Annotated in this window: 17 protein-coding genes; 10 read left to right on the top strand and 7 right to left on the bottom strand. The window is 35.5% G+C overall.

Features of this window, described 5'->3' with window-relative positions; translation table 11 throughout:
• The first annotated feature begins 22 nt into the window (after window positions 1–22).
• Both VB776_RS06095 and VB776_RS06100 read left to right on the top strand, forming a co-directional pair.
• Window positions 23–418 carry a Dabb family protein gene (locus VB776_RS06095; RefSeq protein WP_323327038.1) on the top strand — a complete coding sequence of 132 codons (396 nt, stop codon included), beginning with the start codon at window positions 23–25 and terminating at the stop codon, window positions 416–418.
• Window positions 419–616: 198 nt separating this feature from the next.
• Window positions 617–1,078 carry a GNAT family N-acetyltransferase gene (locus VB776_RS06100; protein ID WP_323327040.1) on the top strand — a complete coding sequence of 154 codons (462 nt, stop codon included), beginning with the start codon at window positions 617–619 and terminating at the stop codon, window positions 1,076–1,078.
• A 52-nt stretch (window positions 1,079–1,130) separates the two neighbouring features.
• On the opposite strand, the gene VB776_RS06105 is transcribed toward VB776_RS06100, so the two are convergent.
• Both VB776_RS06105 and pdxR read right to left on the bottom strand, forming a co-directional pair.
• Window positions 1,131–2,645: a serine hydrolase domain-containing protein gene (locus VB776_RS06105; protein ID WP_323327042.1), complete on the bottom strand. Its 1,515-nt coding sequence runs from the start codon at window positions 2,643–2,645 to the stop codon at window positions 1,131–1,133.
• A gap of 266 nt (window positions 2,646–2,911) precedes the next feature.
• Window positions 2,912–4,366 (bottom strand): MocR-like pyridoxine biosynthesis transcription factor PdxR, encoded by a 1,455-nt coding sequence (pdxR, locus tag VB776_RS06110; protein WP_323327044.1) that lies wholly within the window; start codon window positions 4,364–4,366, stop codon window positions 2,912–2,914.
• Between the two features lie 93 nt (window positions 4,367–4,459).
• Between pdxR and VB776_RS06115 the strand changes: the two genes are divergently transcribed.
• From VB776_RS06115 to VB776_RS06145, 7 genes are all read left to right on the top strand, one after another.
• On the top strand, window positions 4,460–5,116 hold the full coding sequence (locus VB776_RS06115) for a pyridoxamine 5'-phosphate oxidase family protein (protein ID WP_323327046.1): 657 nt from the start codon (window positions 4,460–4,462) through the stop codon (window positions 5,114–5,116).
• A gap of 83 nt (window positions 5,117–5,199) precedes the next feature.
• Window positions 5,200–5,721 carry a DinB family protein gene (locus tag VB776_RS06120; protein WP_323327048.1) on the top strand — a complete coding sequence of 174 codons (522 nt, stop codon included), beginning with the start codon at window positions 5,200–5,202 and terminating at the stop codon, window positions 5,719–5,721.
• Window positions 5,722–5,827: 106 nt separating this feature from the next.
• Window positions 5,828–6,421 carry an RNA polymerase sigma factor gene (locus VB776_RS06125; protein ID WP_323327050.1) on the top strand — a complete coding sequence of 198 codons (594 nt, stop codon included), beginning with the start codon at window positions 5,828–5,830 and terminating at the stop codon, window positions 6,419–6,421.
• Between the two features lie 165 nt (window positions 6,422–6,586).
• Complete coding sequence (locus VB776_RS06130; RefSeq protein WP_323327052.1) at window positions 6,587–7,705, top strand: FecR family protein; 1,119 nt, start codon at window positions 6,587–6,589, stop codon at window positions 7,703–7,705.
• A gap of 150 nt (window positions 7,706–7,855) precedes the next feature.
• Window positions 7,856–11,209: a TonB-dependent receptor gene (locus VB776_RS06135; RefSeq protein ID WP_323327054.1), complete on the top strand. Its 3,354-nt coding sequence runs from the start codon at window positions 7,856–7,858 to the stop codon at window positions 11,207–11,209.
• An 11-nt stretch (window positions 11,210–11,220) separates the two neighbouring features.
• Window positions 11,221–12,858, top strand: coding sequence for a RagB/SusD family nutrient uptake outer membrane protein (locus VB776_RS06140; RefSeq protein WP_323327057.1), 1,638 nt, complete (start codon window positions 11,221–11,223; stop codon window positions 12,856–12,858).
• Between the two features lie 81 nt (window positions 12,859–12,939).
• Complete coding sequence (locus VB776_RS06145) at window positions 12,940–16,311, top strand: VCBS repeat-containing protein (RefSeq protein WP_323327060.1); 3,372 nt, start codon at window positions 12,940–12,942, stop codon at window positions 16,309–16,311.
• 1 nt (window position 16,312) lies between these two features.
• Here VB776_RS06145 and VB776_RS06150 read toward each other — a convergent pair whose 3' ends face one another.
• The 3 genes from VB776_RS06150 to VB776_RS06160 all read right to left on the bottom strand — a co-directional run bounded on the left by VB776_RS06150 (window position 16,313) and on the right by VB776_RS06160 (window position 19,188).
• Window positions 16,313–17,545 (bottom strand): alkaline phosphatase family protein, encoded by a 1,233-nt coding sequence (locus tag VB776_RS06150; RefSeq protein ID WP_323327062.1) that lies wholly within the window; start codon window positions 17,543–17,545, stop codon window positions 16,313–16,315.
• Between the two features lie 225 nt (window positions 17,546–17,770).
• On the bottom strand, window positions 17,771–18,886 hold the full coding sequence (locus VB776_RS06155) for a Fic family protein (RefSeq protein ID WP_323327064.1): 1,116 nt from the start codon (window positions 18,884–18,886) through the stop codon (window positions 17,771–17,773).
• Window positions 18,887–19,050: 164 nt separating this feature from the next.
• Window positions 19,051–19,188, bottom strand: a complete 138-nt coding sequence (locus VB776_RS06160; RefSeq protein WP_323327066.1) for a hypothetical protein — start codon at window positions 19,186–19,188, stop codon at window positions 19,051–19,053.
• A gap of 84 nt (window positions 19,189–19,272) precedes the next feature.
• On the opposite strand from VB776_RS06160, the gene VB776_RS06165 reads away from it, so the two are divergent.
• Entirely contained in the window at window positions 19,273–20,262 is a 990-nt protein-coding gene (locus tag VB776_RS06165) for a sterol desaturase family protein (RefSeq protein ID WP_323327068.1), read from the top strand.
• Window positions 20,263–20,524: 262 nt separating this feature from the next.
• Here the strand turns inward: VB776_RS06165 and VB776_RS06170 are convergent, their stop codons facing one another.
• Both VB776_RS06170 and VB776_RS06175 read right to left on the bottom strand, forming a co-directional pair.
• A complete protein-coding gene (locus VB776_RS06170) occupies window positions 20,525–22,231 on the bottom strand; it encodes a restriction endonuclease (protein ID WP_323327070.1) in 1,707 nt (568 codons plus the stop codon).
• Between the two features lie 398 nt (window positions 22,232–22,629).
• Window positions 22,630–24,270, bottom strand: a complete 1,641-nt coding sequence (locus tag VB776_RS06175) for a M28 family metallopeptidase (RefSeq protein ID WP_323327072.1) — start codon at window positions 24,268–24,270, stop codon at window positions 22,630–22,632.
• Between the last annotated feature and the right edge of the window lie 75 nt (window positions 24,271–24,345).

Consider the following 24,345-nt stretch of genomic DNA (forward strand, 5'->3'; position numbering starts at 1 on the left):
ACGATAACAAATTGATAAACAAATGAAAAGACGTTCATTTTTGACCAATGCAGCCATTGCTTCTGCCTTGGGAGTAGGAGCTACTTTGCCAACAGAGGCAAAACCAAAGAAAAAAACTTTTATCCACCACGTATATTTTTGGTTGAAAAACCCATCAAGCGAAGCCGATAGAAACAAGTTAATCGAAGGACTAACGGCTTTATCGAAAGTGCCAACCATTCGGTTTCATCATATCGGCTTGCCAGCCAGCACCAATCGTAGTGTGATTGAACGCAGTTATTCAGTATCGTGGATGTTGTTTTTTGATAATTTAGCTGAAGAAGAAGTATATCAAACGCATCCGATTCACTTAAAATTTGTAGCAGATTACTCGTATCTCTGGGAAAAAGTAACCGTTTTTGATTCGGAAGAAGTTTAAAAAATTGAGCTTCGTAATATCGTCGTATTGATTCAGAAAATGATTCATTACGACGATTTTTCATTTTTAAGCCAACAAGTAATCGCCTCAAATATTATTCAAGTTTCAATAAAATTGTTGGTTAATAATTCGCTTTTTTTAACTTCAAATAAATTTAGAAAATCATAGTTAATTCTTTGCCATCTTAGACTCAAATCCATGAACATAATCAAAGTAAGAAAAGCCACATTTGATGATTTAGAAACACTTTTTCGTTTTGAACAAGGTGTTATCGAAGCCGAAAGACCTTTTGATAATACCTTAAAAGACGAGCAAATACACTATTATGATATTGAAGGAATGATAAGGGCTTCGCATATTGAGTTGTTGGTGGCTGAATCTGATGGCGAAGTAATAGGTTCGGGATATGCTCGTATTGAAAGTGCCAAGCCTTATCTCAAACACTTCAATCATGCTTATTTAGGTTTTATGTATGTTGACCCTAAGCATCGTGGCAAAGGAGTAAACAAGAAAATAATGGATGGATTGAAAGATTGGGTTCGTTCTCAAAACATTACTGAATTGCGTTTAGACGTTTATCACGACAATATTTCAGCCATTAAAGCCTACGAAAAAATTGGATTTACAAAACACATGATTGAGATGAGGTTGGGGCTGTGATAAAATGTGCTGTTGTTGGTACTTTGCCAACAACAACACATTGGTTTTATTTCTATTTCCCAACTAATTTAATATGATACTCCTGAATCAAAGCTGGATTCTCAGGCGTCAATGTAAAGCTAATTTCAATATTTGCTTTTTCGCCTTCTAAAGTGAAAGTGCCTCTCAAGTTATTTTCAGGTTTGATTTCTTTTAAACCGATAATCTTTCCTGCATTTTCAAAAATGGGTATTGCTTCTTTTCTTAGACTTTCTTCAAAGTAGTCAAGGAAAAAATTCTCTGCAAAAATGCCTGTACTTTCTGCATTTTTCCAAGTGGGCAATACCGCAATTAACTCTTTTGTTCTTTGTTGCAAAATCGAAGAAACTGGAATAGCTCTTGGTTTTAAATGGGTGAGTGCTACCAAAGTATCCAAAACTTGTACATTAAAATAGCCAGCATTGGCATAAGTAAGATTACTGAATGAAATTACGCCCAAGCCATAATCTTGTAAAATACGCCAGTTACTTCCGAAACCGGGCAAACCTCCGCTATGACCAACCGAGCGTCGTCCTTCTGCATCTGTGGCATGTCCTAAACCATAGCCATAAGCATTTGCCATTGCCACTTTACGACCAGTAGGGTATTTATAATTTTGATTAACCCCAATAAACTGCCAAGGCTGCTGCATTTCACGCACAGAACTTCTTTTCACTGGTTCTTTTTCAGGTGCATCACTTGCTGGCCAAGCCGATTGATGAAAAGCTACGTACTTTGCAAAATCATCAATTGTTGTAATCATTCCGCCCATTGCACCATACGCACCGTCGTGCAATAATGGTTGTTCAACCCAATTTTCATTTAGCCAACGATAGCCGTGTGCTAATTGTTCTGCTGGTACTTGGCTGTATTCCCAATAAGTATGGTTCATGCCCAAAGGCTTCAAAATATTTTCGTTGATATATTGTTGATAAGTTTTTCCAGATACTTTTTTGATGATATAACCCAACATCGCAAAACCCATGTTGCTATATTCATAAGCGGTACTTGGGTTGTTAGAGAATGAAATGCCTTTTCGAAACATCTTCAACATAGCCTCATCACTGATAGCTAATTGTCTATCGCCCCAAGGATTATCTTCTGGAAAACCAGCCGAGTGTGTCAATAAATTACGAGCAGTAATCGCTGGAGCATCTTTGGTGAGTAATTTTTGATTTTTTAATTCAGGAATGTACAAATAAGCAGGATTGTCCAGTTTCAATTTTCCTTCATCTCTTAACTTCAAAATCGCCATTGCAGTAAAACTTTTGGACATACTGGCAATTCTAAAATCTGATTGGTTGGTTGCTAATACTTTTTTCTCCAGATTAGCATAGCCAATATTTCCTGAGTGAATCAGTTTTCCATCCAACACCAAACCATAAACAAAAGCTGGATAATGGTTTTTCTCGGCATAATCTTTAAAAATTTGGTCAATTTTGGGTAACGCTTCTTTGATATTTTTCAGCCGCTCGTCTTGTGCTTTTACTTGGTTAAAGGTAGTAACGATGCTACAACAAAAAAAGAAGAGTAGTTTTTTATAATTCATGATGTTTGTTGGTAAGAATTGAAATGATTAAACAAAATACTTATTTTTCATGGTTAGCTCAAGATAATTAGTAAGAAATAATTCAAATTTTCTCTCGAAATGGCAGTCTTTTTAATTCTGGTTTGTTTTATCAGTTTTTATTGAGAAAAATTGTCAGTAATACTTGTAGTGGCACCCCTTGCGGTTGCCGTTCTTGATAATAACCTTCTGTCAAAACGGCAACCGCAAGGGGTGCCGCTACATGAGTTTAATTATTCACATCATAATTATTTAAAAATCCCATTCTTCAAAATCTTCACCGCATCTTCTGTTTCCTTAAAATTCATGGAAGCGAAGCCTATTCTGCACGCATTTTCGGTTGGATAAGCCGCACCGTCTGAGAGGTACAAACCGTTTTTGGCTAATTTCGGAGCGAGTTCTATCAAAGACATACTTTTATCAAATTTTGCCCAAATCGCCATTCCGCCGTCTGGTACTTTAAAATCAATCACATCTCCTAATTCCTTTTTCAATAAATCACAAGTAAAATCTCTTCGTTCTCGGTAAATCTTCAATACTTTAGCTGCGTGCCGTTTCAGCGTGCCGTTTTCTAACATATCTGCCAAAGATAATTCTAAAATAGTATCACCTTGTCGGTCGATGATGCGTCGTAATTTGGCTAATTCTTCAATAATTTCCTGCTTAGCTACCACATAACCCACTCGAAAAGTTGGGGCAATTTTCTTCGTAAAAGAACCAATATACACCACCAAACCGTGTCGGTCGGCACTCGCCAAAGGTAAAACAGGTCGATTGGCATAATGAAAATCATAGTCGTAATCGTCTTCAAGAATATAAAAACGATACTTTTCTGCCAAAGCCAACAATTTAATTCTTCGTTCAGGCGTAAGCGTTACCGTAGTAGGATGATAATGATGGGAAGTAACATAAATTGCCTTGATGGGCTTTTTCCGACAAATTTCTTCAATAGCATCTACCACAATTCCCTCTTCATCAATCGGAATGGTGTTCAATTTTGCCCCCAAAGTACCGAAAGTCATGTTGGTAGCAGGATAATTCAAATCTCCGACGATTACTTCATCGCCTTTTTCAAAAAGAGCCAAACCCACCAAATAAATCGCCATTTGGCTACCACGAGTGGTAATAATTTGTTCGGACGAAGTATTCATGCCACGGGTTTCGTTCAAGACTTTCGCAAAGGTTTCTCTGAAACGCAAAGCCCCATAAACAGAAGTATAATACAGCACCGAAGGCTCGCCAAATTTAATATACTGCGAATACAAACGAGCCAATTCGTCTCTCGGAGCTAAACGCACATCGGGCAAACCATCGTTAAAAGCCAACCTTTGTGTAATAATTGGAGGAATTTTTACCAAAGTATTTTTGGCAAAATTCATCGAAAAATCATCTTTACTTTTTGCTTCAAAATCTTGTTTTGAAAGCTGAACAGGCTTTACATTCGGAAGATGTTGAGCGATAAAAGTACCTTTTTTTGGAAAAATCTCAATCCAACCTTGTGAATATAATTCATCATAAGCCGCCACAACGGTTTTTCTGTGAAGCGACAAAAGCTCCGCCATTTGCCGAGAACTGAGGAGTTTCGTTCCCGTTTTCAACATTCCAGACTGAATATTTTTAATAATCTCATTGGCAATTTGTACGTAAATCGGCAAAGAAGATTCTTTCTTGAGGTCGATTAAAGTTTTAAAAGGTATTTCCATCTGGACTACTTATAAGTAAAACTGTGGAGCATTAAACTAATCCAGCAAAGTTAGAAATTTGTAGAAAGATTTGAAGATAAACCCTTTAAAATTATGGCAACATTACCAATTACCGAAAGAACAAAAATTAGTCGCTCAGCAAAAAAAGGCGATTATACCGAAGAAACCATTTATAGTATTTTAGATGAAGGACTTTTTTGTCATGTTTCTTACGTAGAAAAAGAAACGCCAATGTGTATTCCTACGGGTTACGGACGCATTGGCAACAAATTATATATTCATGGCTCAGTAGGCAGTCATTTTATGCGAGCCATTGCCGACGGCAGAACGGTTTGTTTGAGTGTTTCTTTGATTGATGGATTGGTATTGGCAAGGTCGGCGTTTAGTCATTCTGTCAATTATCGCTCAGTAGTGATGTTTGCCAAAGGAACGGTTGTGACGGACGAAACAGAGCGTTGGGATTCATTGATTGCTATTACTGAGCAATTTATTCCTGAGCGTTGGGACAATGTACGTTTGCCAACTAAAAGTGAAATGCAGAAAACCATGATTATTTCATTTCCATTAGAAGAAGCTTCTGCCAAAACAAGAAGCGGACATCCAAACGATGAAGAAGAAGATTATGATTTTCCAGTATGGGCAGGCGTTTTACCGTTGAAATTGCAAGCACAAACTCCGATAACCGACCCAAAAATGCAATTTGATTTACCTGTTCCAGAATATGTTAGTAAGTTAATTGTGAATGAGTGATTAATTTTTAGTTTTGTCAAATCTTTAAGATTTGACAAAACTGGCTTAAAAATTCACAATTCACTAAATCATAATTAAAAAACATGCAAATTCAACCTCCATTACCCGAAGAAAATTTTGGACATTTTAGCAATTATATCAATAAAGTAAATACGCTTGAATTGCTAAAAGGCTTAAATAATAACCAAGAAGTATTAACCCAAAAAATACTTGCTTTGGATGAAGCAACATTGAATTTCAAGTATCAACCCGATAAATGGACGATTAAAGAAGTAATCGGTCATGTAATTGATACTGAGCGAATTTTTGCCTATCGTGCCTTACGTTTTGCCCGAAAAGACAAAACACCATTGGCGGGTTATGATGAAGTTTTGTACGGAGATACTTCTAATGCTGGACAAAGAGAAATTCAAGATTTACTAGAAGAATTTACGGCTGTCCGAAAAGCGACCGTTACTTTATTCAAAAGTTTCAATGAAGAAATGCTTAACGAAAAAGGGATTGCAAGCAATTTTACCATTTCTGTAAGAGGCTTGGGCTATGCCATTTTAGGACATTGTACGCATCATTTACAGATAATTGATGAGCGGTATTTGGTGGGCTAAACCTACCAAATACTTTTTCTTTGACCTCTGGAAATATTCTTAAAAATATAAAGTATTGTTATTTTTAGATATTGTTGGTTATTTCGTGTAAATTTTATGTTGAAACATGAACCACAATATTAAAAGCAAACAATTGTCGCAAGAGCAAATACTCTGGAATTTATTCAGAGAAGGCGATGAGGTGGCTTTTACCCAACTGTCGAAACAGTTTTATAAGACGTTGGTGCATTATGGTGGAAAGTTTACTTCAAATAGTCAAATTATTGAAGATGCTATTCAGGATTTACTTATCAAACTTTGGCTTCGCCGAGCTTCGCTAACAGAAGTAGAATCTGTGAAGTTTTATTTATTGAGGGCTTTCAGAAATCAACTTTTCAAAACCTTACAAACTTTCAAAGCTGTGCCTTTGGAAGATGATTTTGATGATATTCATTTTGAAGATTCTTCCGAAACTTCTTTTATCGAAGAAGAATCTTCAAAAACTATGCTTCATAAAGTTTCCTACTCTTTACAACAGTTGCCAGAAAGGCAACGTGAAATCCTCTATTTGCGATTTTACCAAGACCTTCGTGTGGAGGAAATCGCTCAATTACTTCAAATCAAACCGCAATCAGTCAGTAATACCATCCAACGAGCTTTAGCAACGCTTCGTGAAAATTGGGAAATTATTTTGATGTTTTTTTGCTGGTTTGTCTGCTAGCTTTTCTTCTCCAATTTCATTTTAACATTATTTTATCTTCCTAACATGCTGAAAAATAGCATGAAAAAATTTATTGTATAATTTTTTTAAAAAATTGTCTTTTTTGTGAGTATCCGAAACGCACTTTGTGGATGTTAGCAGTAGAATGTCTATTAAATCATTTATATGATAACTAATAAAGAGTTTCAAGAGCTATTAGAAAATACAAGTTTTAGGACTTGGGTATTCGAAAAAAATGCACAAGATGATGCTTATTGGACATCTTGGGTAGCTGAAGATATATCCCGAAAAGAATTAGTTGAAAGAGCGAGTGCTTTTTTGTTTTCTATACAAGGTAAATCTGTTGATTTAGAAGAACAGTATATTGACTTACAAATTCAGAAAGCCATTCAACAAGCTAAAAAAGAAGAGAAAACGATTGTTGAAGAAATAGAAATCAACGAAGTTGTACCGCTTTGGAAACGCTATTGGGCAGTTGCGGCTTCGGTGATTGTATTGCTTGGTGCAGCTTGGTTTGTCCTGAATAAAGATGCCAGTAAACAAGAATTTGCATTATATCAACAACAAGTTTTAGAGGCAAAAGTGAGTAATGAACTCGTAGAAGTTATTAATGAAGGAGAAAAAAGTAAGTTGGTACAATTGCCAGATGGAAGTTCGATTGTTTTGCAAAAAGACAGCCGATTGAGCTATAAAAAAGCTTTTGATGCTGATAAAAGAGAAGTTTACTTGGTTGGAGAAGCCTTTTTTGAAGTAGCCAAGAATCCTGAACGCCCGTTTTTTGTATATGCCAATGAATTAGTAACAAAAGTATTGGGAACAAGTTTTACTATCAAAGCTTTTGGCAAAGACCAAGACATCAGAGTAATTGTAAAAACAGGGAGAGTCTCGGTATTTACCCAAACGGATAATAACGCCATTCAACTTAAAAATAATCGTGAATTAACAGGAATGGTTTTGACCGCCAATCAACAAGCCATTTATCAACGTCAGGAAATTCGACTGGTGAAAGCCATTGTTGATAATCCTGTGATATTAACATTACCTATTGAAAATCAAAAATTTGAATTTGTAGCAACACCCATTTCAGAAGTATTTAGTATTCTCGAAAAATCTTATGGTGTTGATATTGTATATGATGAAGAAGTAATGTCTAAATGTAGCATTACCGCTAAACTTGGCGATGAGCCACTCTTTGAAAAATTAAAATGGATTTGTTCAATCACAGAAGCGAGTTACGAAGTTTCGGATGGACAAATTATTATTACTGGAAAACCATGTAAGTAAATCCCTAAAATCAATTATAAAAAAGGGTGAATGATGTTCCCGCATCATTCACCCGAAAAGTCCCCTTCGCTTTGCTTCGACACAAACATCCAGAAATGGATGAGGGGATTGCTTTGCCAATTCTTTCCAACTAACAAATCAGTCAAAAGTATGAAAAAAAAATTGCCATCGTATCAAATTTTACGAAAAATCATGAAAATCAGTTTACTGCAAATCGCCTTATCAGTTTTGTGCATGAGCTTTTCTTTTGCTCATGACACCAAAGCACAAGATTTGTTAAACAAAAAAGTAACGATTCATTTGAAAAAGAATGAAGTAGAGAATGTTTTACAGAAAATTGAAAAACTAGCAGGTATCAATTTTATGTATAGCCCAGAATTGATTGAATCAAAAAGAAAAGTTTCAATTGATGCTGAAAGCAAACCTTTATCAGAAGTTTTGACGGATTTTTTATCTCCGCTAAGTATTAATTATGAGGTGTCAGGTCAACAAATTCTCTTAAAAAGAAAAAACGAAACCCCAGTAGAAAACAAAACCAACATCATTCAAGAATCCGAAAAAATTGAAGAGGTTATCACAGGGACAGTTACGGATGAAAAGGGAGAAGCACTTGTTGGGGTGAGTATTCAAATTAAAGGGACGACTCGTGGTACGACGACTGACCCAAACGGAAAATACAGAATATCAATTCCTAACGACCAAACTGTGTTGGTTTTTACTTCGGTAGGTTATGTCAAAACAGAAGTAGCAGTTGGCAAGCAAACTTCATTGAATGTTGTTTTGAAAGCAGATATTGGAAACCTTGACGAAGTAATTGTGGTGGGTTATGGTACGCAAAAGAAAAGTGAAATTTCTGGAGCGGTATCTGTCGTTACTCCAAAAGAAATTTCACAGAATCCTTCACCAAACTTGAGTAATTCATTGGTTGGACAAACTGCTGGGCTTATCGCTACGCAACGTTCGGGTGAGCCTGGAAAAGATGCTTCAAATATTTATATCAGAGGGATTGGTACAACGGGAGATGCTTCTCCAATCTTTGTAATTGATGGAATTGTACGTTCATCAAGTGATTTTGCACAATTGAATTCAAGTGAAATCCAGTCTTTTTCTATCTTGAAAGATGCTGCAAGTGCCGCTGTTTTTGGTATTCGTGCGGGAAACGGAGTAATTCTTGTAACGACTAAAAGAGGAGCGGAAGGAAAAATGCAAATCAATTTTTCTTCTAATATCGGCGTACAAGAAAGAACTAGAAACCCTCAGTTTTTAAATTCTTATGAATTTGCATCACTTTACAATGAAGCTTTAGCGAATGAAGGGAAATCGCCACTTTATTCAGCAGACGATTTAGAGAAGTATCGTACACATTCAAGCCCAGATACTCATCCTGATTCAGATTGGTTTTCTGTATTAAAGAAAAGTGCTTTAATGCGTAGTTATAATCTTTCGGCTACTGGAGGTACTGATAAAATACGCTACGCAACCTCTTTTGGGTATTTAAAACAAGACGGGATTGTTCCTTCAAACGTATTTGATAGATATAATTTTAGAACCAACATAGATGCCAATGTAACAAACACTACTAAATTATCTTTCGATATTTCTGGTCGAGATGAAAAAACCAACAACGTAGCATCAACAGAAGTATTTCGCTGGATGTCGGGAACACCACCCAATAGAGCGCCAATACAATGGTCGAACGGACAGTATTCTAATGGTCCTTCATATTTAACGCTTCCTGATAATGGCTACAGAAAAACTGGAATTCAATCGTTTAGAGGTAGAATTGAATTAGAACAACAGTTACCTTTTATTCCTGGTTTATCAATAAAGGGTATTGCTGCTTATGATAAAACTTTTACAAGTGATAAAAATTGGGCTTTCACTAAAGTTCCTTTTTATACCAGAAACCCAGATGGCACTTTTGTTGAAGGAGCAAAAGGAGCAAGCATATTAGAGCAAAGAAATTACGATGACCAAGCGATAACACTTGAAACTCACTTGAACTATAAAAAAACCATTGGATTAAGTTCATTATCTGGTTTGTTACTATATACTCAAACAACGCAAACATGGAATTCTTTATGGGCTTTTAGAGATGGTTATAATCTAGGAATTGATGAGATAAATTTTGGTGCGGCAGCTAATCGTAACAATAGTGGTTATTCAGGAAGTAGTGGTCGTCAAGGTATTGTTGGTAGATTTAATTGGTCTTATGACGATAAATATACACTTGAAGGTAGTTTTAGAGCCGATGGTTCAGAGCAATTTGCCAAAGGACAACGTTGGGGCTTTTTCCCATCAGTTTCTTTGGGTTATGTGATTTCTCAAGAATCGTTCTTGAAACAATCATCAACGATTGATTACTTAAAGCTTCGTGGTTCTTACGGTATTTTAGGAAATGACCGTTTAGGAAATCAAAGATTCCTTTACTTACAATCTTACTATGTAAATAGTTCGGCTGTTTTTGGTAATGGAAGTGTTCAGCCTGGTATTGACGAAGGGCGTTTGTCAAATCCAAACGTAACTTGGGAAACGGTTAAAAAACTTAACATCGGAGTTGACGCAACACTTTGGAAAGGAAAATTAACGGCAAGTGTTGATTATTTCTTCGATAAAAGAAGTGATATTTTGGCGGATAGAAACCTTTCTGTTCCTAGTCTTCTTGGTATTGGTTTACCTATTGAAAACTTAGCAAAAGTTAATAACGGCGGGGTAGAATTTACTTTAGGACATAGAAATAAAGTAAACAAAGATTTGCGTTATTCGATGAGTGGAAACTTCACTTTTGTGAAAAACAAAATTGTATTTATTGATGAAGCCAATTCTGAAAACCCAAATATTAGAAGAACTGGTCAGCCTCTTTATACACAATTTGGTTTAAGAGCAATCGGATTGTTCCAAACACAAGAAGAAGTAAACAATGCACCAACTCAAATTGGTAAAACAGGCCCTGGAGACATTCGTTTTGAAGATATTAACAAAGACGGAAAAATCAATGACCTTGACAGAGTAGCCATCGGAAAGTCTAATACCCCTGAAATCATCTTGGGTTATAGTGGAAATGTACAATACAAAAACTTTGAGTTTTCATTCTTATTCCAAGGAGCGACCAATGTAGATCAATATTATGCTGGAGAAGGAGCATGGCCATTTTTTGTGGGTGCAGGTGCTTTGAAAGCTAATTTAGACCGTTGGACACCATCAAATCCAAATGCTAGTGAACCTCGTGTATTAATTGATGTAAGTAATCTTAACCACAGTGAGTCTTCATTTTGGATGAAAGATGCTTCTTATGTACGTCTTAAAAATATAGAATTAGCTTATAATCTTCCAGTAGAGAAATTAAAACAAAATTTTATCAAAGGTTTGCGTATTTATATCAATGCAAATAACATCGTTACGTGGTCGAAAATTAAAAATTATGACCCAGAAAATGCAAGTGGTAGAGGCTGGGATTACCCACAATTTAGAATTTGGAATGCAGGTGTAAACTTTAAATTTTAGAAGACATTAAAATGAACAGAATCATAAAAAATACATTACTATTCAAATGTACACTTTTGTGTATATCAATACTTTTGGGTTGTGACAGTGCCATTCTTGATAAAGTACCCAAAGATTCTTTAACAGAAGAAACCGTTTGGACTGACCCACAAGGAGCAACGCAATTCGTTAATGCAATTTACGGTAGAATGCCTTCGGGTTTTGACCGTAACTACCAAGGATGGGCGAAAGGACTCTATTTATTAGATGGCGTTTCTGATGATGGAGAGGTTTGTATGCCTTGGACGCACTCTAACGAACTACAATCGGGTAACTTTTTGCCTTCTGGAACTCCTTGGGGTGAAACTTGGGGTGATTATTATGCTTTAGTTAGAAAAACGAATGTTGCCCTAGAGAATCTTTCAAGACTTGGTGATGAAAAACTCCGAAATCGCCTAATGGGTGAAACTTACTTTTTGAGAGGATTTATTTATCATGAACTTTTGAGACTGTACGGTATGAAATCTACAGGAGCTGAGGCAACGGGCGTACCGCTAATTAGCAAAAGTTTGACACTGAATGATAACTTTCAATTACCTCGTTCAACGTATGATGAAGTAGTTGATTTTATTGTTGCTGACATGGATAAAGCCGCATCTCTACTTCCTAAAAGAGGAGCAATCGAAGCGGGTAGAGCAACTTCTGGTGCGGCAAACGCTTTGAAAAGTCGTGTGTTATTGTATGCAGAACGTTGGCAAGCAGCGGCTGATGCAGCAAATAAAGTAATTAATACAGACTATACTTTATTCAACGATTACAGAACGCTGTTTCTGACAAAAAATAATAATGAGATTATTTTTGCCAAGAAATTTCAAGCACCTGATAAAGTTCATTATGGTTTGAACAACGGATTTGATGTTGTTAATTCACCCCCTTCGTTTAAAGGAGGTAGTGATGCTGGTTGGGGAGGTAATGTGCCAACACAGAATTTTGTGGATTCTTATGAAATGATTGACGGAAAGTCTCAAACTACTTCACCTTTATATAAAGCCAACGAGCCTTATACAAATCTTGACCCTCGTTTTGAAGCAACTGTTGTACATAATGGTTCTACTTTCCGTGGAAGAGTAATAGAATTATTTCCGGGTGGTGCAGACGTAACAGGTAAGCCAGAAGATACCAAAACGGGTTATATGCTTCGTAAATTTCATGAAGAGCAATACGTTATTTATACAAAAAGTAGTGACCAAGATTGGATTTTTATCAGATATGCAGAAGTATTGTTGAACTATGCTGAAGCAAAAAATGAAGCGACTGGTTCAGATGCGTCGGTATATAATGCCATCAACGCTATCAGAAAAAGAGCAGGAATGCCAGATTTAGAAACTGGACTTTCGAAAGAACAAATGCGTGCTAAAATCAGAAATGAACGTAGAGTAGAATTAGCTTTTGAAGAACATCGTTTCTTTGATATTCGTAGATGGAAAATTGCAGAAAGTTTATTGAATGGCCCATTATATGGTGTTAGAGTAAATAAAACAGGAAATACGCTTTCTTATACACGTTATGCTTTTGAAACTAGAACTTTTCCTTCTAAATTATACGTGTTACCGATTCCACAAGGAGAAGTTGATAAAAACCCTGCTGCCAAGCAAATTGCTGGTTGGTAGATTTTTGAGATTTAACTAACAAAAAGAGGTTATCAAGAATTTTTCTCGATAACCTCTTTTACTATTATTAATATTTTTCTAATGAAACCAAAATTCATCCTTTTACTGCTTTTTCCAATTATTTATGCCTGCAATACGGCTTCTTCTGAAGAAACCCTTTTTCAGCTTGTTAAGCCCGAAAATTCGGGAATTAACTTTGTGAATAATATTCAAGAAGACGAAAAGCTTAACCTATTAGAGTATCAATATTTGTACAACGGCGGTGGTGTAGCCATCGGCGATGTGAATAATGATGGTTTAGCAGACATCTATTTCTCTGGAAATATGGTGCCTAATAAATTATATCTCAATAAAGGAAAATCAGGAGATGCTTCTTTTCATTTTGATGACATCACAGAAATCGCTGGTGTGGCAGGAAGAGAAAGATGGAAAACAGGAGTAAGCATGGCGGATGTGAATGGCGATGGTAAATTAGATATTTATGTTTGTTACTCTGGCTCAGGGACGGATTTTGAACGTAAAAATGAATTGTACATTAACACGGGTACTAAAAATGGTATCCCTACTTTTGTGGAAAGTGCGGCAAAATATGGCTTGGATGCTGTTGGAACTTACACAACACAAGTAGCTTTTTTTGATATGGACAAAGATGGCGACCTCGATATGTTTATGGTAAACCATGCTGAAATGTTCTACAATGCCTTTTTTAATACACAAAGACTTCGTAAAACAAGACATCCTCAATATGGAAATAGACTTTACAGAAATGATAATGGTTTCTTTAATGATATAAGTGACGAAGCGGGAATACACGGAAGTGGTTTGAATTTTGGTTTAAATGTTGCTGTTGGCGATGTCAATAACGATACTTGGCCTGACCTTTACGTAACAAATGATTATAACGAACAAGATTTTTTATACCTCAATCAGAAAAATGGACATTTCTCTGAAACGCTCAAAGAAAGTATCGGACATATTTCTAAGTTTTCGATGGGGTCTGAGATTGTTGATTTTAATAATGACAATAAAGCTGATATTATCACAGTGGATATGCTGCCAGAAGATAATCGTCGTCAAAAATTATTGAAAGGTCCAGACGAATATGATACTTATCAACTATTGGTTGATAGCGGTTTTCATCATCAAAACATGCGAAATATGCTTCAAGTAAATGTTGGAAACAACAGTGAAGGTATTCCACAATTCAGTGAAATCGGACAATTAGCAGGTATGTCGAATACAGATTGGAGTTGGAGTCCATTAGTTTGTGATTTGGATAATGATGGTAAAAAAGATTTGTACATCACAAATGGTTACTTGCGAGATTACACCAACATGGATTTCTTGAAATATACTTATCAAGAAGAGGTGGATAAAGCGAAAGCACAAGGGCTGAAAGTCAATACTTGGGAATTAATCAAAAAGATGTCTAGCACCAAAGTTAGTAATTATTGCTTCATGAATAAAAATACAGATGAAGGATTAATCTTTGAAAATGCTACAGCAAAATGGGGTTTGGCAGAACCTTCTATTAGTACTGGTGTAGCTTATGCAGATTTAGATAATGATGGTGACCTTGATTTGGTCGTAAATAACAGTAATTCACCCGCTATGGTTTTTGAAAACCGTAGTCGTCAGCTTTCTAAAAATCATTATATCGACCTAAAATTAAAAGAAAGTACTGCAAATCGTTTTGCTATTGGAGCAAAAGTATTTGTACAAACTGCTAATACTTCCCAAATGCAAGAGTTGTACTCTGCACATGGTTTTCAGAGTAGTGTTGAGCCTTCTTTACACTTTGGTTTAGGAAAAGACGAACAAGTTAAAACCTTAAAAATTTACTGGACGAATGGAAAAGTAACAACCTTGAATAACGTTAAAGCTGATACTACACTTACGATTCAAAGTAATACTGGTATTGTTCCAACTATTCAACCTGAATCTAAGTCATCACCACTTTTTTCTGATTTTACAGCAAATACAAATATTACTTATCAACATCAAGAAACCCCTTTTGTCGATTTCAAACATCAATCTCTTTTACCTTATCAGCTTTCAAAACAAGGTCCATTTATTGCTAAAGGAGATGTAAATGGAGATGGATTGGAAGATATTTTTATCAGTGGAAACCAACAACATGCTGGCGAATTATTCTTGCAAAAAAGCAATGGGACTTTTCAAAAATCCCCTTCTCAGCCTTGGGCAAAAGAAAGCCTTGCAAAAGATGCTGGAGTAACGTTTTTTGATGCCGATAATGACAAAGATTTAGATTTATTCATCGTCAGAGGTGGTACTGAATTAGAAGCCCATGCACCGCTGTATCAAGACCAACTTTATCTAAACAACGGGAAAGGCATTTTTACTAATACTTCTGGTGTTTTGCCCGATTTAACCAGTAATGGAAGTTGCGTTGCCGCTGCTGATTATGACAAAGATGGAGATTTGGATGTTTTTGTTGGTGGTCGTTCAATGCCAAGTAGCTTTCCTGAACCTGATTATTGTTATTTATTAAGAAATGAAAGTAAAGGAGGAAAACCTCTTTTTAAATATGCGACTGAGCAAAAAGAACCTTCTCTTCGTCGTCCGGGCATTGTTACTTCAGCTTCATGGACAGACATTAACAAAGACGGTTGGATAGATTTAATCATTGCAGGAGAATTTATGCCAATTACAATTTATGAAAATCAGCGTGGACAATTGGTTAATCAAACGCAAAAATATGGCTTAGAAAACACCAATGGATTTTGGGCAAAAGTCGTGGTTGAAGACATGGATAATGATGGAGATTTGGACATCATTGCTGGAAACTTGGGACAAAATACTCAATTCAAAGCTTCAGAAAAAGAACCTGTTACGCTTTGTTATGCAGATTTTGACCAAAATGGAACAATCGACCCATTGATTTGCTATTACGTTCAAGGTAAAAGCTATCCACTAGCTTCATTGGACGAATTAGCGAATCAGTTGCCAGTTGTTCGAAAGAATTTTTTAAAATATAAAGATTATGCAGAGGCTAGTTTAGAAGATTTACTTTCATCAGAACAGCTAAAAGGAGCAAATACTTTAAAAATTAATACATTAAGTACTACCTATTTTGAAAATGCAGGCAATGGTAAATTTTCCGCCAAAGTTTTGCCTTTGTCTGCTCAAGTTTCGTTAGCTTCCTGTATTACGGTAGAGGATTTTAATCAAGATGGTAAAAAAGACATAATGATAGCAGGAAATTTCTATCCGTGGCGTGTACAATTGGGTAAAAATGATGCTTCGATGGGTTCGCTTTTGTTAGGAAATGGAAAGGGTAAATTTACTCCAATTTCTAATCAACAAGCTGGTTTAATGTTAAATGGTGATGTCAGAGATATGAGTACAATTCAACTGGCCAATCAAAATAAAGCCATGATTTATACTCGAAATTCGGATAAAGTGGGCGTTTTGAGACAATTGGTGAAGTAAACTACTTCACCAAAACCCAACGATTCACCGTATTATTTCGTCCTTCTATCAAGATTTTATAGAAGGACGATTTTTTTTGACTGACATCTACCGAAATACTTTCTTGGGCATTCGGCACGGTGTCGATTAATTCATAGAGGTCTTTGCCTCCTTCTTCAAAATGGTTGGTTGTACTCAGCCAAATTTTTACTTTACCTTTTTTCTCTAAAGCTTTCCACGAAATTTGTAAACTATCTTTTACTAAAACGGCATTCGGATTGGCTACTGAAATAGGATTGATTAATGCTACGCCATCCATTTCAACAAGATTTTCTGCTGGAATTTCCAATCCCATAAAACGAGCCATCGTTGGCATAATATCTACAATAGCAGGCTGGTTTTCCTGAAAATAATTATTCAAAGGTTTGGCATTAGTCACTATCCAAGTAGTACGTTCTCTGTCCGACTGTCCACCGTGATTTTTGCCTGTTTTAGCATCTCTTCCATGGTCGGTCGTAATTACGATTAGCCAATCTTCTTTAAAGTTTTTCTTTCTGTACGCTATCGCTTCCCACACTTTGCCGATTTGATTGTCCACATAACCCAAGGCTTTCGTGAATTGTTCGCTATCACCATACTTATGTCCCATATCGTCAGAATATTCTAAATATACCCATGACAAATCTGGAGCATTTTCTTTAATACTTTTAGCCGCTTCATCGCTTACTTTTTCGTCAATTTTATGAATGTATTCGCTTTGTTTATCGTGCGGATAAGTAGCTGTGTCCAATTCATAGCCATCGGCTACAAAATCCATTTTAATACTGCCAGCACTGGTCAGAGACTCGCCAATCAATTTGGTTCTATTATCTAACCATGTAGAGTAAACGCCTATTTTCTTTTCGGGATATTGGCTTTTCAATAACCTAAAAATATTCCAATAATGATAATTCGGCTTACGAATATCATTGCCCCAAACGTTATGTTTATTTACCCAAGTACCCGTCAGCAAACTGTTGTAGCCCACAGCAGAAATCGTCGGCGTTTGTGAGTATTGTCCTTTTTCACCGCCAACAAATGCTCTTTTATACGCTCCGATGGCACTAATTTTCTTCAAATTAGGCATTTCAGCTTTTTCGATGGCATCAGCAGGAATGCCGTCAACTATCATAAAAACTACTTTTTTAGTCCCTTTTTGAGCAGAAATGGTTGAAGAAAAAATAAGGAAAGTAAAAAGAATTTTAAGCGTTTTCATATTTTAATATCTCTTTGTTAATGAAAGTTTACAAAATTGCTTTTTCTTCTTCATAACTCTATCATTCTTTATTTTAATTAATTGTTAATAAGCGGAAAGATTTGGATTTGGGATGTTGGGTTTTGGATGTCGGCAATCAGATTTCAGGTGTCGGATTTCTGAATAGATTTCTTTATTCAATTTAAAATCACTCAATCATTCACTAAATAAAAGAGCTGTCTTGTCCTAATATTTTCCTTCTAAGATTGCAAGTAAGCGTTGATTGACATACAATTTTTCTTTTCCAACTTTCACAGATTTTAAAAAGCCATTTTCTTCTAATGCTATCAGATAGTTTCCTACTGTCTTTGAGTTTCCTAAATTCTCATTTATTAAATGTTGCTTTTTGGTATATGGCAAGCGAAACAAAATTTCTACCAAATCTTTAGAATAGATTTTGGGTAGTTTCATTTTGATTTCTGTTGAAGTTGTTTCTATTTCTTTTGTAATACGATTCAGTCTTTTCAATCCATTCATCGAAGTTTCCTCTATCATATCTAACATGTACAGAATATAGTTCTCCCAATCATTATGTTCAGTTACATTTCTCAGATTGCAGTAGTACTCCACCTTGTTTTTGATAATGTACTCACTTAGGTAAATGGCTGGTGTGTCAAGCAAACCTGATAGTTTGAGGTATAGTAATAGTAAAATTCTACCTGTTCTTCCATTACCATCTGCAAAAGGGTGAATCGCTTCAAACTGATAGTGTAATAATGCCATTTTTATTAGCGGGTCAATTCCATTGTCTTCATTGATAAAGGTTTCTAAATTAGCCAACTTGTCTCGGATAATACTTTCGCCACTTGGTGGTGTGTATATCACTTCGCCTTGGCTGTTAGCTAATGTTGTGCCGGGTGTAACTCTAATAGAAGCATTATTTTGCTTTATGCACTGAACAATTTTAATACACAGATTTGTGGTAATGAACGGCTTGGTTTTAAGCTGTTCCAAGCCCAACCAAAGGGCTTCTTTATAGCTTAAAACTTCTTTTGTCGCAGTGTTTTCTATCTTCTTTTCTGCTATTAGCGATTGATATAGTTCATCGTTAGTAGTAATGATATTTTCTACCTCAGAACTGGCTTTTGCTTCCTGCAAATAAATGGTATCTAAAAATAAAGTTGGATTGGGCAAATTAAGTAAAGTCCCATTCAGTTGAGCTAAGGCTCTACCTGCCGAAATTGCTTTGCGGAGTATGTTTTTCGTTTCAATGTCTATCTGAGGAGGTAAAGGAGGCAAGGCATTGTACGGCTTTGTACGGTCAAAATTAATCATATTTTCAAAGGTAAAGGTTACACTCATTTTTAATTCAAGAGTAAAAATATGATTTTTTTACTCTTGTTTGTACCACGATGGTAAAATTTACACTTATTACGAACATAAATTCATTAAGAGATATTTTTTGAGACTCAATGATGAGGATTTTGGATTTGGGAATATCGGATTTCGGGGAAATAATACTTAGGTCATTTAAAATCACTCAATAAAACATCTCCCCACAAATCAGCAGAGTATTTATAAATGGTATTTATATTTTCGTTTTTATTGATGAAACTAAAACGGAAAATACTCATGGCATGACTAACCTCAGTCTCTTTTCTCAAAGTAACTTAATAGTCATACCATGAGTAGATAATAACTTATCAAAACAATCCATAAATCACTCATTCACAACTCACTAAATAGCTATGGAATTTTTAGAAACACTTTACAACGAAATCGTCGGCTTTTTTAATTTTGGCGGACTGATTGAAATTATCGAAACCGACAATTACAAAGCCTTATTAACTCAAGATGGTATCGGCAAAGCTTTAGGTCCACTGATTCCCGTTTTGTTGCTTGTCGAAATTATCCGTGCCTTATTTTATCGCCGACTTACTTTTACGCAATACAAAATTTCGTTTTTTACTTATGTTTTCAACCGCTTTATTTCTCGTTTTATTTCTATCGGAATGGTCGGGCTGTGTATTGCTTTCTTTGAACCTTATGCCCTTTTCAAGACTGAATTTAATGGTTATTGGTTTATTTACGGATATATAGCTTGGGAATTTGCCCATTTTATTTACCATTTTTTGGGGCATAAAGTACGCCTTTTTTGGTGTTTGCACTCTACCCACCACGCACCCGAATACATGAATTTATCGGTAACCTACACACACTTTTTTCTGGAAGCTCCTTATGCCGATATTATTCGCACAACAATCTGTATTTTGTTGGGTGTAAATCCTCCATTACTTTTTCTGATTATGTTTATAGATGGTACTTGGGGTGCTTTTATTCATATTGGCGAAAATATTATGGTGGATGCTCGTCTGGGGTTTTTGAATAAAATCATTCTTACGCCTTCGCATCACCGAGTACATCATGCCAAAAATCCTTTGTACATGGATACTAATTTTTGTAATCTACTAAATATTTGGGATAAAGCTTTTGGTACTTTGCAAGACGAAAAACACGAAGAAGTCATTGAGTACGGCATTACAAGACCGATGAAATCAGGAGATTTTTTAGATGCTTATTTTGGTGAAATCACTTTATTGTTGAAAGACGTTTACCAAGCTCCAACACTCAAAGACAAGGTTTTATACATTTTTATGCCACCCGGCTGGCATCATTCTGGCGACCATAAAACCGCTACAATTGTGAAGAAGGAGTATTTTGATGCTATTAAGGGATGAGCTGTGATATATTAGCTTTGAGCTTTTGATTTTAATACTGATGGCATGACTTCAAGTCATGCCATCAGTGATAGAGTTCACTTAGATTGGTCTTATAGAGTACTCCGAGTGCATTAGAGTTCACTTGAAACGGTCTTGTATCGTACTTAGAGTGCATTGCTTGGAGTCTGTTCAACATCTCTGTAATATAATGATAAATAGTAAGCAGTTACAGATTACTTTGTATTAATATCACAAAATATGACTTAGAAAAGCTTTTTTTCTAAGTCATATTTTCTTTAGCCTCTTTAATATCAATTCTTGCTTTATATCCGTGTTTTTCCAGTAAATAAAGCAGGTTTGCCCCGTTCATAATTGTTAAAGGTTTACCTTTAACAAAATCGTATGAATCAGGACCATAATCGGCAGTTGTAACAAGAATTCCTTTTGTTGCACCTTCGCTCATAACTGTTCCGTATAAATCTCTGACAGCTGAAACACTAACTGTATTTGTATATCTTTTTGCTTGAATTACAATTTTGCCTCCTCTTATTGGGTCAGGATCAAAAGCAATAGCATCTACACCGCCATCTCTACTGGCTCGTGTTACTTTTACTTCGCCACCATTTGAACTAAACTCTTTTTCAAAAACTTCTCGGATTAAATGTTCAAAATCTTTCCAGTCCATTGAAGCTAAATTTGTTGAACTATCTATTGAATCCGCAATTGCATAATGATTTGTAAATCGTTTGTCTGCCCTACTAATTTGTAAAATTGGTTGAATTGCAGTTAGTCCATAAAGTTTGCTACTTCCAACTCCTTTTAAATTTTTAAAACAAGCTTTAGGTTCAACCTTACTTAAATTGATTTCAATAAATTCAACTTTTTTTACTTGAATTGATAAAATGCAATTACTTTCATGGTTTCCATTTGCTTCATTTATAGCATTTACCCAGCCATTAAAGGAAATAGCATCAATTGCATTTGCTATATCTGCTTCAAAAAGCTCATGAATTGTTCTCAACGTAATATTATATATTGTATTATCGAACATTTTGGATATTTGAGCATCTGAAATATGATATTCTTTAATTTCTCCCTTTATTACTCTTACTTCGCTTAAAGTAGGTAATTGCTCGATTGAAGGAAGTGAATAGTCAACAATTAATATTTTTGAGTCTGGATAATATTCAATTTCATAATCCTTAGGAAAACTTTCAGGATAAATAGATTTTTTTAAAACCATGTCGCAATATTCAATCACGGAACTTGTGTTTAGGCTCAGATACAATTCTCTAATAGAATCTATTTTTGCATTAGTCTCATCTTGCATCAAAATGAAATCGGCTTTTTGATTTTTCCATTTTTTGATTTTCTCAAGATTCTCTCGCTTTATCTTTTCTATTTGCGTTTCATAAATTAATATTTCTTGTTGAAATTTTTCTTTTAATGTTTGGTTCTTTTCATCCACTTGAGAAGATTTAATTTTCCAATTTTCAAGGGCGTCTTCAAATAGCTTGTATGCTTGCTCAATTTTAACATCTTTTTTTGATTTAATTATACTGTCAAAAAATGAGAGCTTAGGTTGAAAATGTAAAGATTCAGGTTTCTTTGGAAGTTGAATATATTTAGGCTCTTTTGGCTTTTTTATCCCAGAAAGTAGTTTATCTAGCTCTTCTTCAGGGGGGAGAATACCAAATACAGATTTATCTTTAAATTGCTCCCAATTCAAAGTTTTTTCAATTTTCAAAGCGTCTAGCAATATATTATCAATTTCAGAAAGAGATCTTGTTAGCTCTTTATTTAAAATTTCTGAAATATAGGTTTTTACCTTTTTCTTCAAAGTACCATTATCATAACTATCAAAAGAAATTAAGATTACAGAATCATTTAGTCCATGTCTAGTAATTTCTGCTATATATTTTGTATTAAAAAATCTATCTGCAAAAAGTTCTTCTCGATAATTAATTTGGATTAAATTTTTGGTCATTTTGATTAATGTTTACTTTTGTCGCTGTTTCATTAAATAATAATACAAGTTTTTATTTAAACATACTTGATTAAAATAATAAAACGATGTGATGATTTCTATATACTTGTGACAGTTACACAATTCCATAAAAGTCAGCAAAGCAAATTCTCTTTTCCTCAATCCATTCTAAAAACTGTGTAATTTAAAGATAACTCATTACACACAATACCCATTCTATTTTCCACAATTCACTAAAAAAAGTACACAATCCAAAAATAATTTCCCTCAGAATTATTTCAAATTACTTTTCCCTAAAAACAAAACATAGCTCCCCAAAATCAATACGACTATGGAAAGCTATGTTTATAATCGTCAAAAAGCTTACAGCCCATTGCCTACAGCTTAGAGCTTAAAAGCTATTTCCCAAACTTCCCTCCAAAGAAATCGCCTTTGTTCCATGTTGGGGCGGTGTTGTCGTTGGCGGTGAAATAGCCGATTAGGAAATTTACTTTTACGTGTGTTGCCGCTGCTTGGAAATCGAAGGGCTGATTCATGTCGTCTTGTGGCGTGTGATAAATGGTACTTCGCCAAGCTACGTCCGATTTACTTCTATCAACGCTATCTTCTGGCACGGTCATAAAACCACTTTTGATAAACAAAGCTGGAATGCCTTTTTTGATAAAACTAAAATGGTCGCTTCTTACAAAAACTACTTGCTCAGGAAATGGGTCGGGACTAACCTTTAAATTCAGTATTTTCGTAGCCTGTGCTACTTGTTTTGAAAGACTTGAATGCTGTGCTCCGTAAGGCACAATATCTAAAATCGGGTGAAAGAAAAAGGGCATATCAATCGCTAAATTGGCAACCATTTTGGCATCTTTAATAGGAAGATTATTGGCGAAATAATCAGAACCCAATAAGCCGTACTCTTCGCCCGTTACCACCGCAATTATGATAGAACGCTTGGGAGCTTTGGGCAAGGCACGATAAGCATGAGCAATTTCCAAAAGAATAGAAACTCCAGAAGCGTTGTCGTGAGCTCCATTATAAATTGAATCGTTTTTCACGGCTGCACCGATACCGAAGTGGTCGAGATGGGCGGCATACACTACATACTCATCTTTTAGTTTCGGGTCGCTTCCTTCGATTACTCCTACTAAGTTTGAACCTTGCACAAATTGATAAGCCGTTTTTACTTTCAGTTTTGCAGTGATGTTTAGCGGAAAAGATTGAGCTTTATTGGCTTTGGCATTGGCGTAAATTTCCTCCGCTTTTTTGCCTGAATTACTGAATAGTTTTTCAGCATATTCATTGTTTAAAGTAACAATTCCTTTCAATTCTGGGAAACCGTCTTTGGCGATGTTATTTTCGTCCAACCATTTAAAAGAGCCTTGCTTCGAGCGACGGACTGTGGCATCCCAAGTACTTCTTTTGTCGGTTGGTACGCTGAAAGTAATTGCTCCAACAGCTCCACGCTTGATTGCCTCATTGAATTTTACGGTATTGTTGGTAAAGTATGCACGCTCGTTTGAGCCAAAAGATTCGGGTGCGGCATTGAGCATTACTACAATTTTACCTTTTACATCAATGTTTTGATAATCGTCATAATTCAATTCTGGAGCATGAACGCCGAAGCCTACAAAAACCAAAGGAGCTTCGATTTCTGAGTTTTCATTGATAAAATTTGGACTGAAAATAAAGTGTTTGTTGTAATCTAAAACCTCCTCTTTTCCGTTCACGAACAAAGATAAAGTACTTTCTTTTTCTCGGACGATGCCTTTTCTAAGCGGTACTTTTTGCAGATAAGAATTGCCGTTGATGGCGGGCTTCAAACCCAAAGCCATAAATTGTGTTTCGATATACTTTGAAGCCAAAGCAAAACCACGTGTTCCGGGTTGACGACCTTCTAATAAATCATCTGAAAGATAAGTCATCGTAGCTTTAATTGCATCAGGATTGATGGCTTGAAGGGCTTTTTTAGGAACAGATTGTCCGAAAAATAAAGTTTGTGAACATAGAAATAGGAGTGAAATTTCCGTTATTAAGTTTTTTTTCATGTTGATGAATTATTGAGTAAGTAATTGAGTGAATGAGTTGTGATTTAGTGATTGATGAATTAATGTTAGATAAAT

The organism is Arcicella gelida, from assembly GCF_034931025.1.
Classification (GTDB): domain Bacteria; phylum Bacteroidota; class Bacteroidia; order Cytophagales; family Spirosomataceae; genus Arcicella; species Arcicella gelida.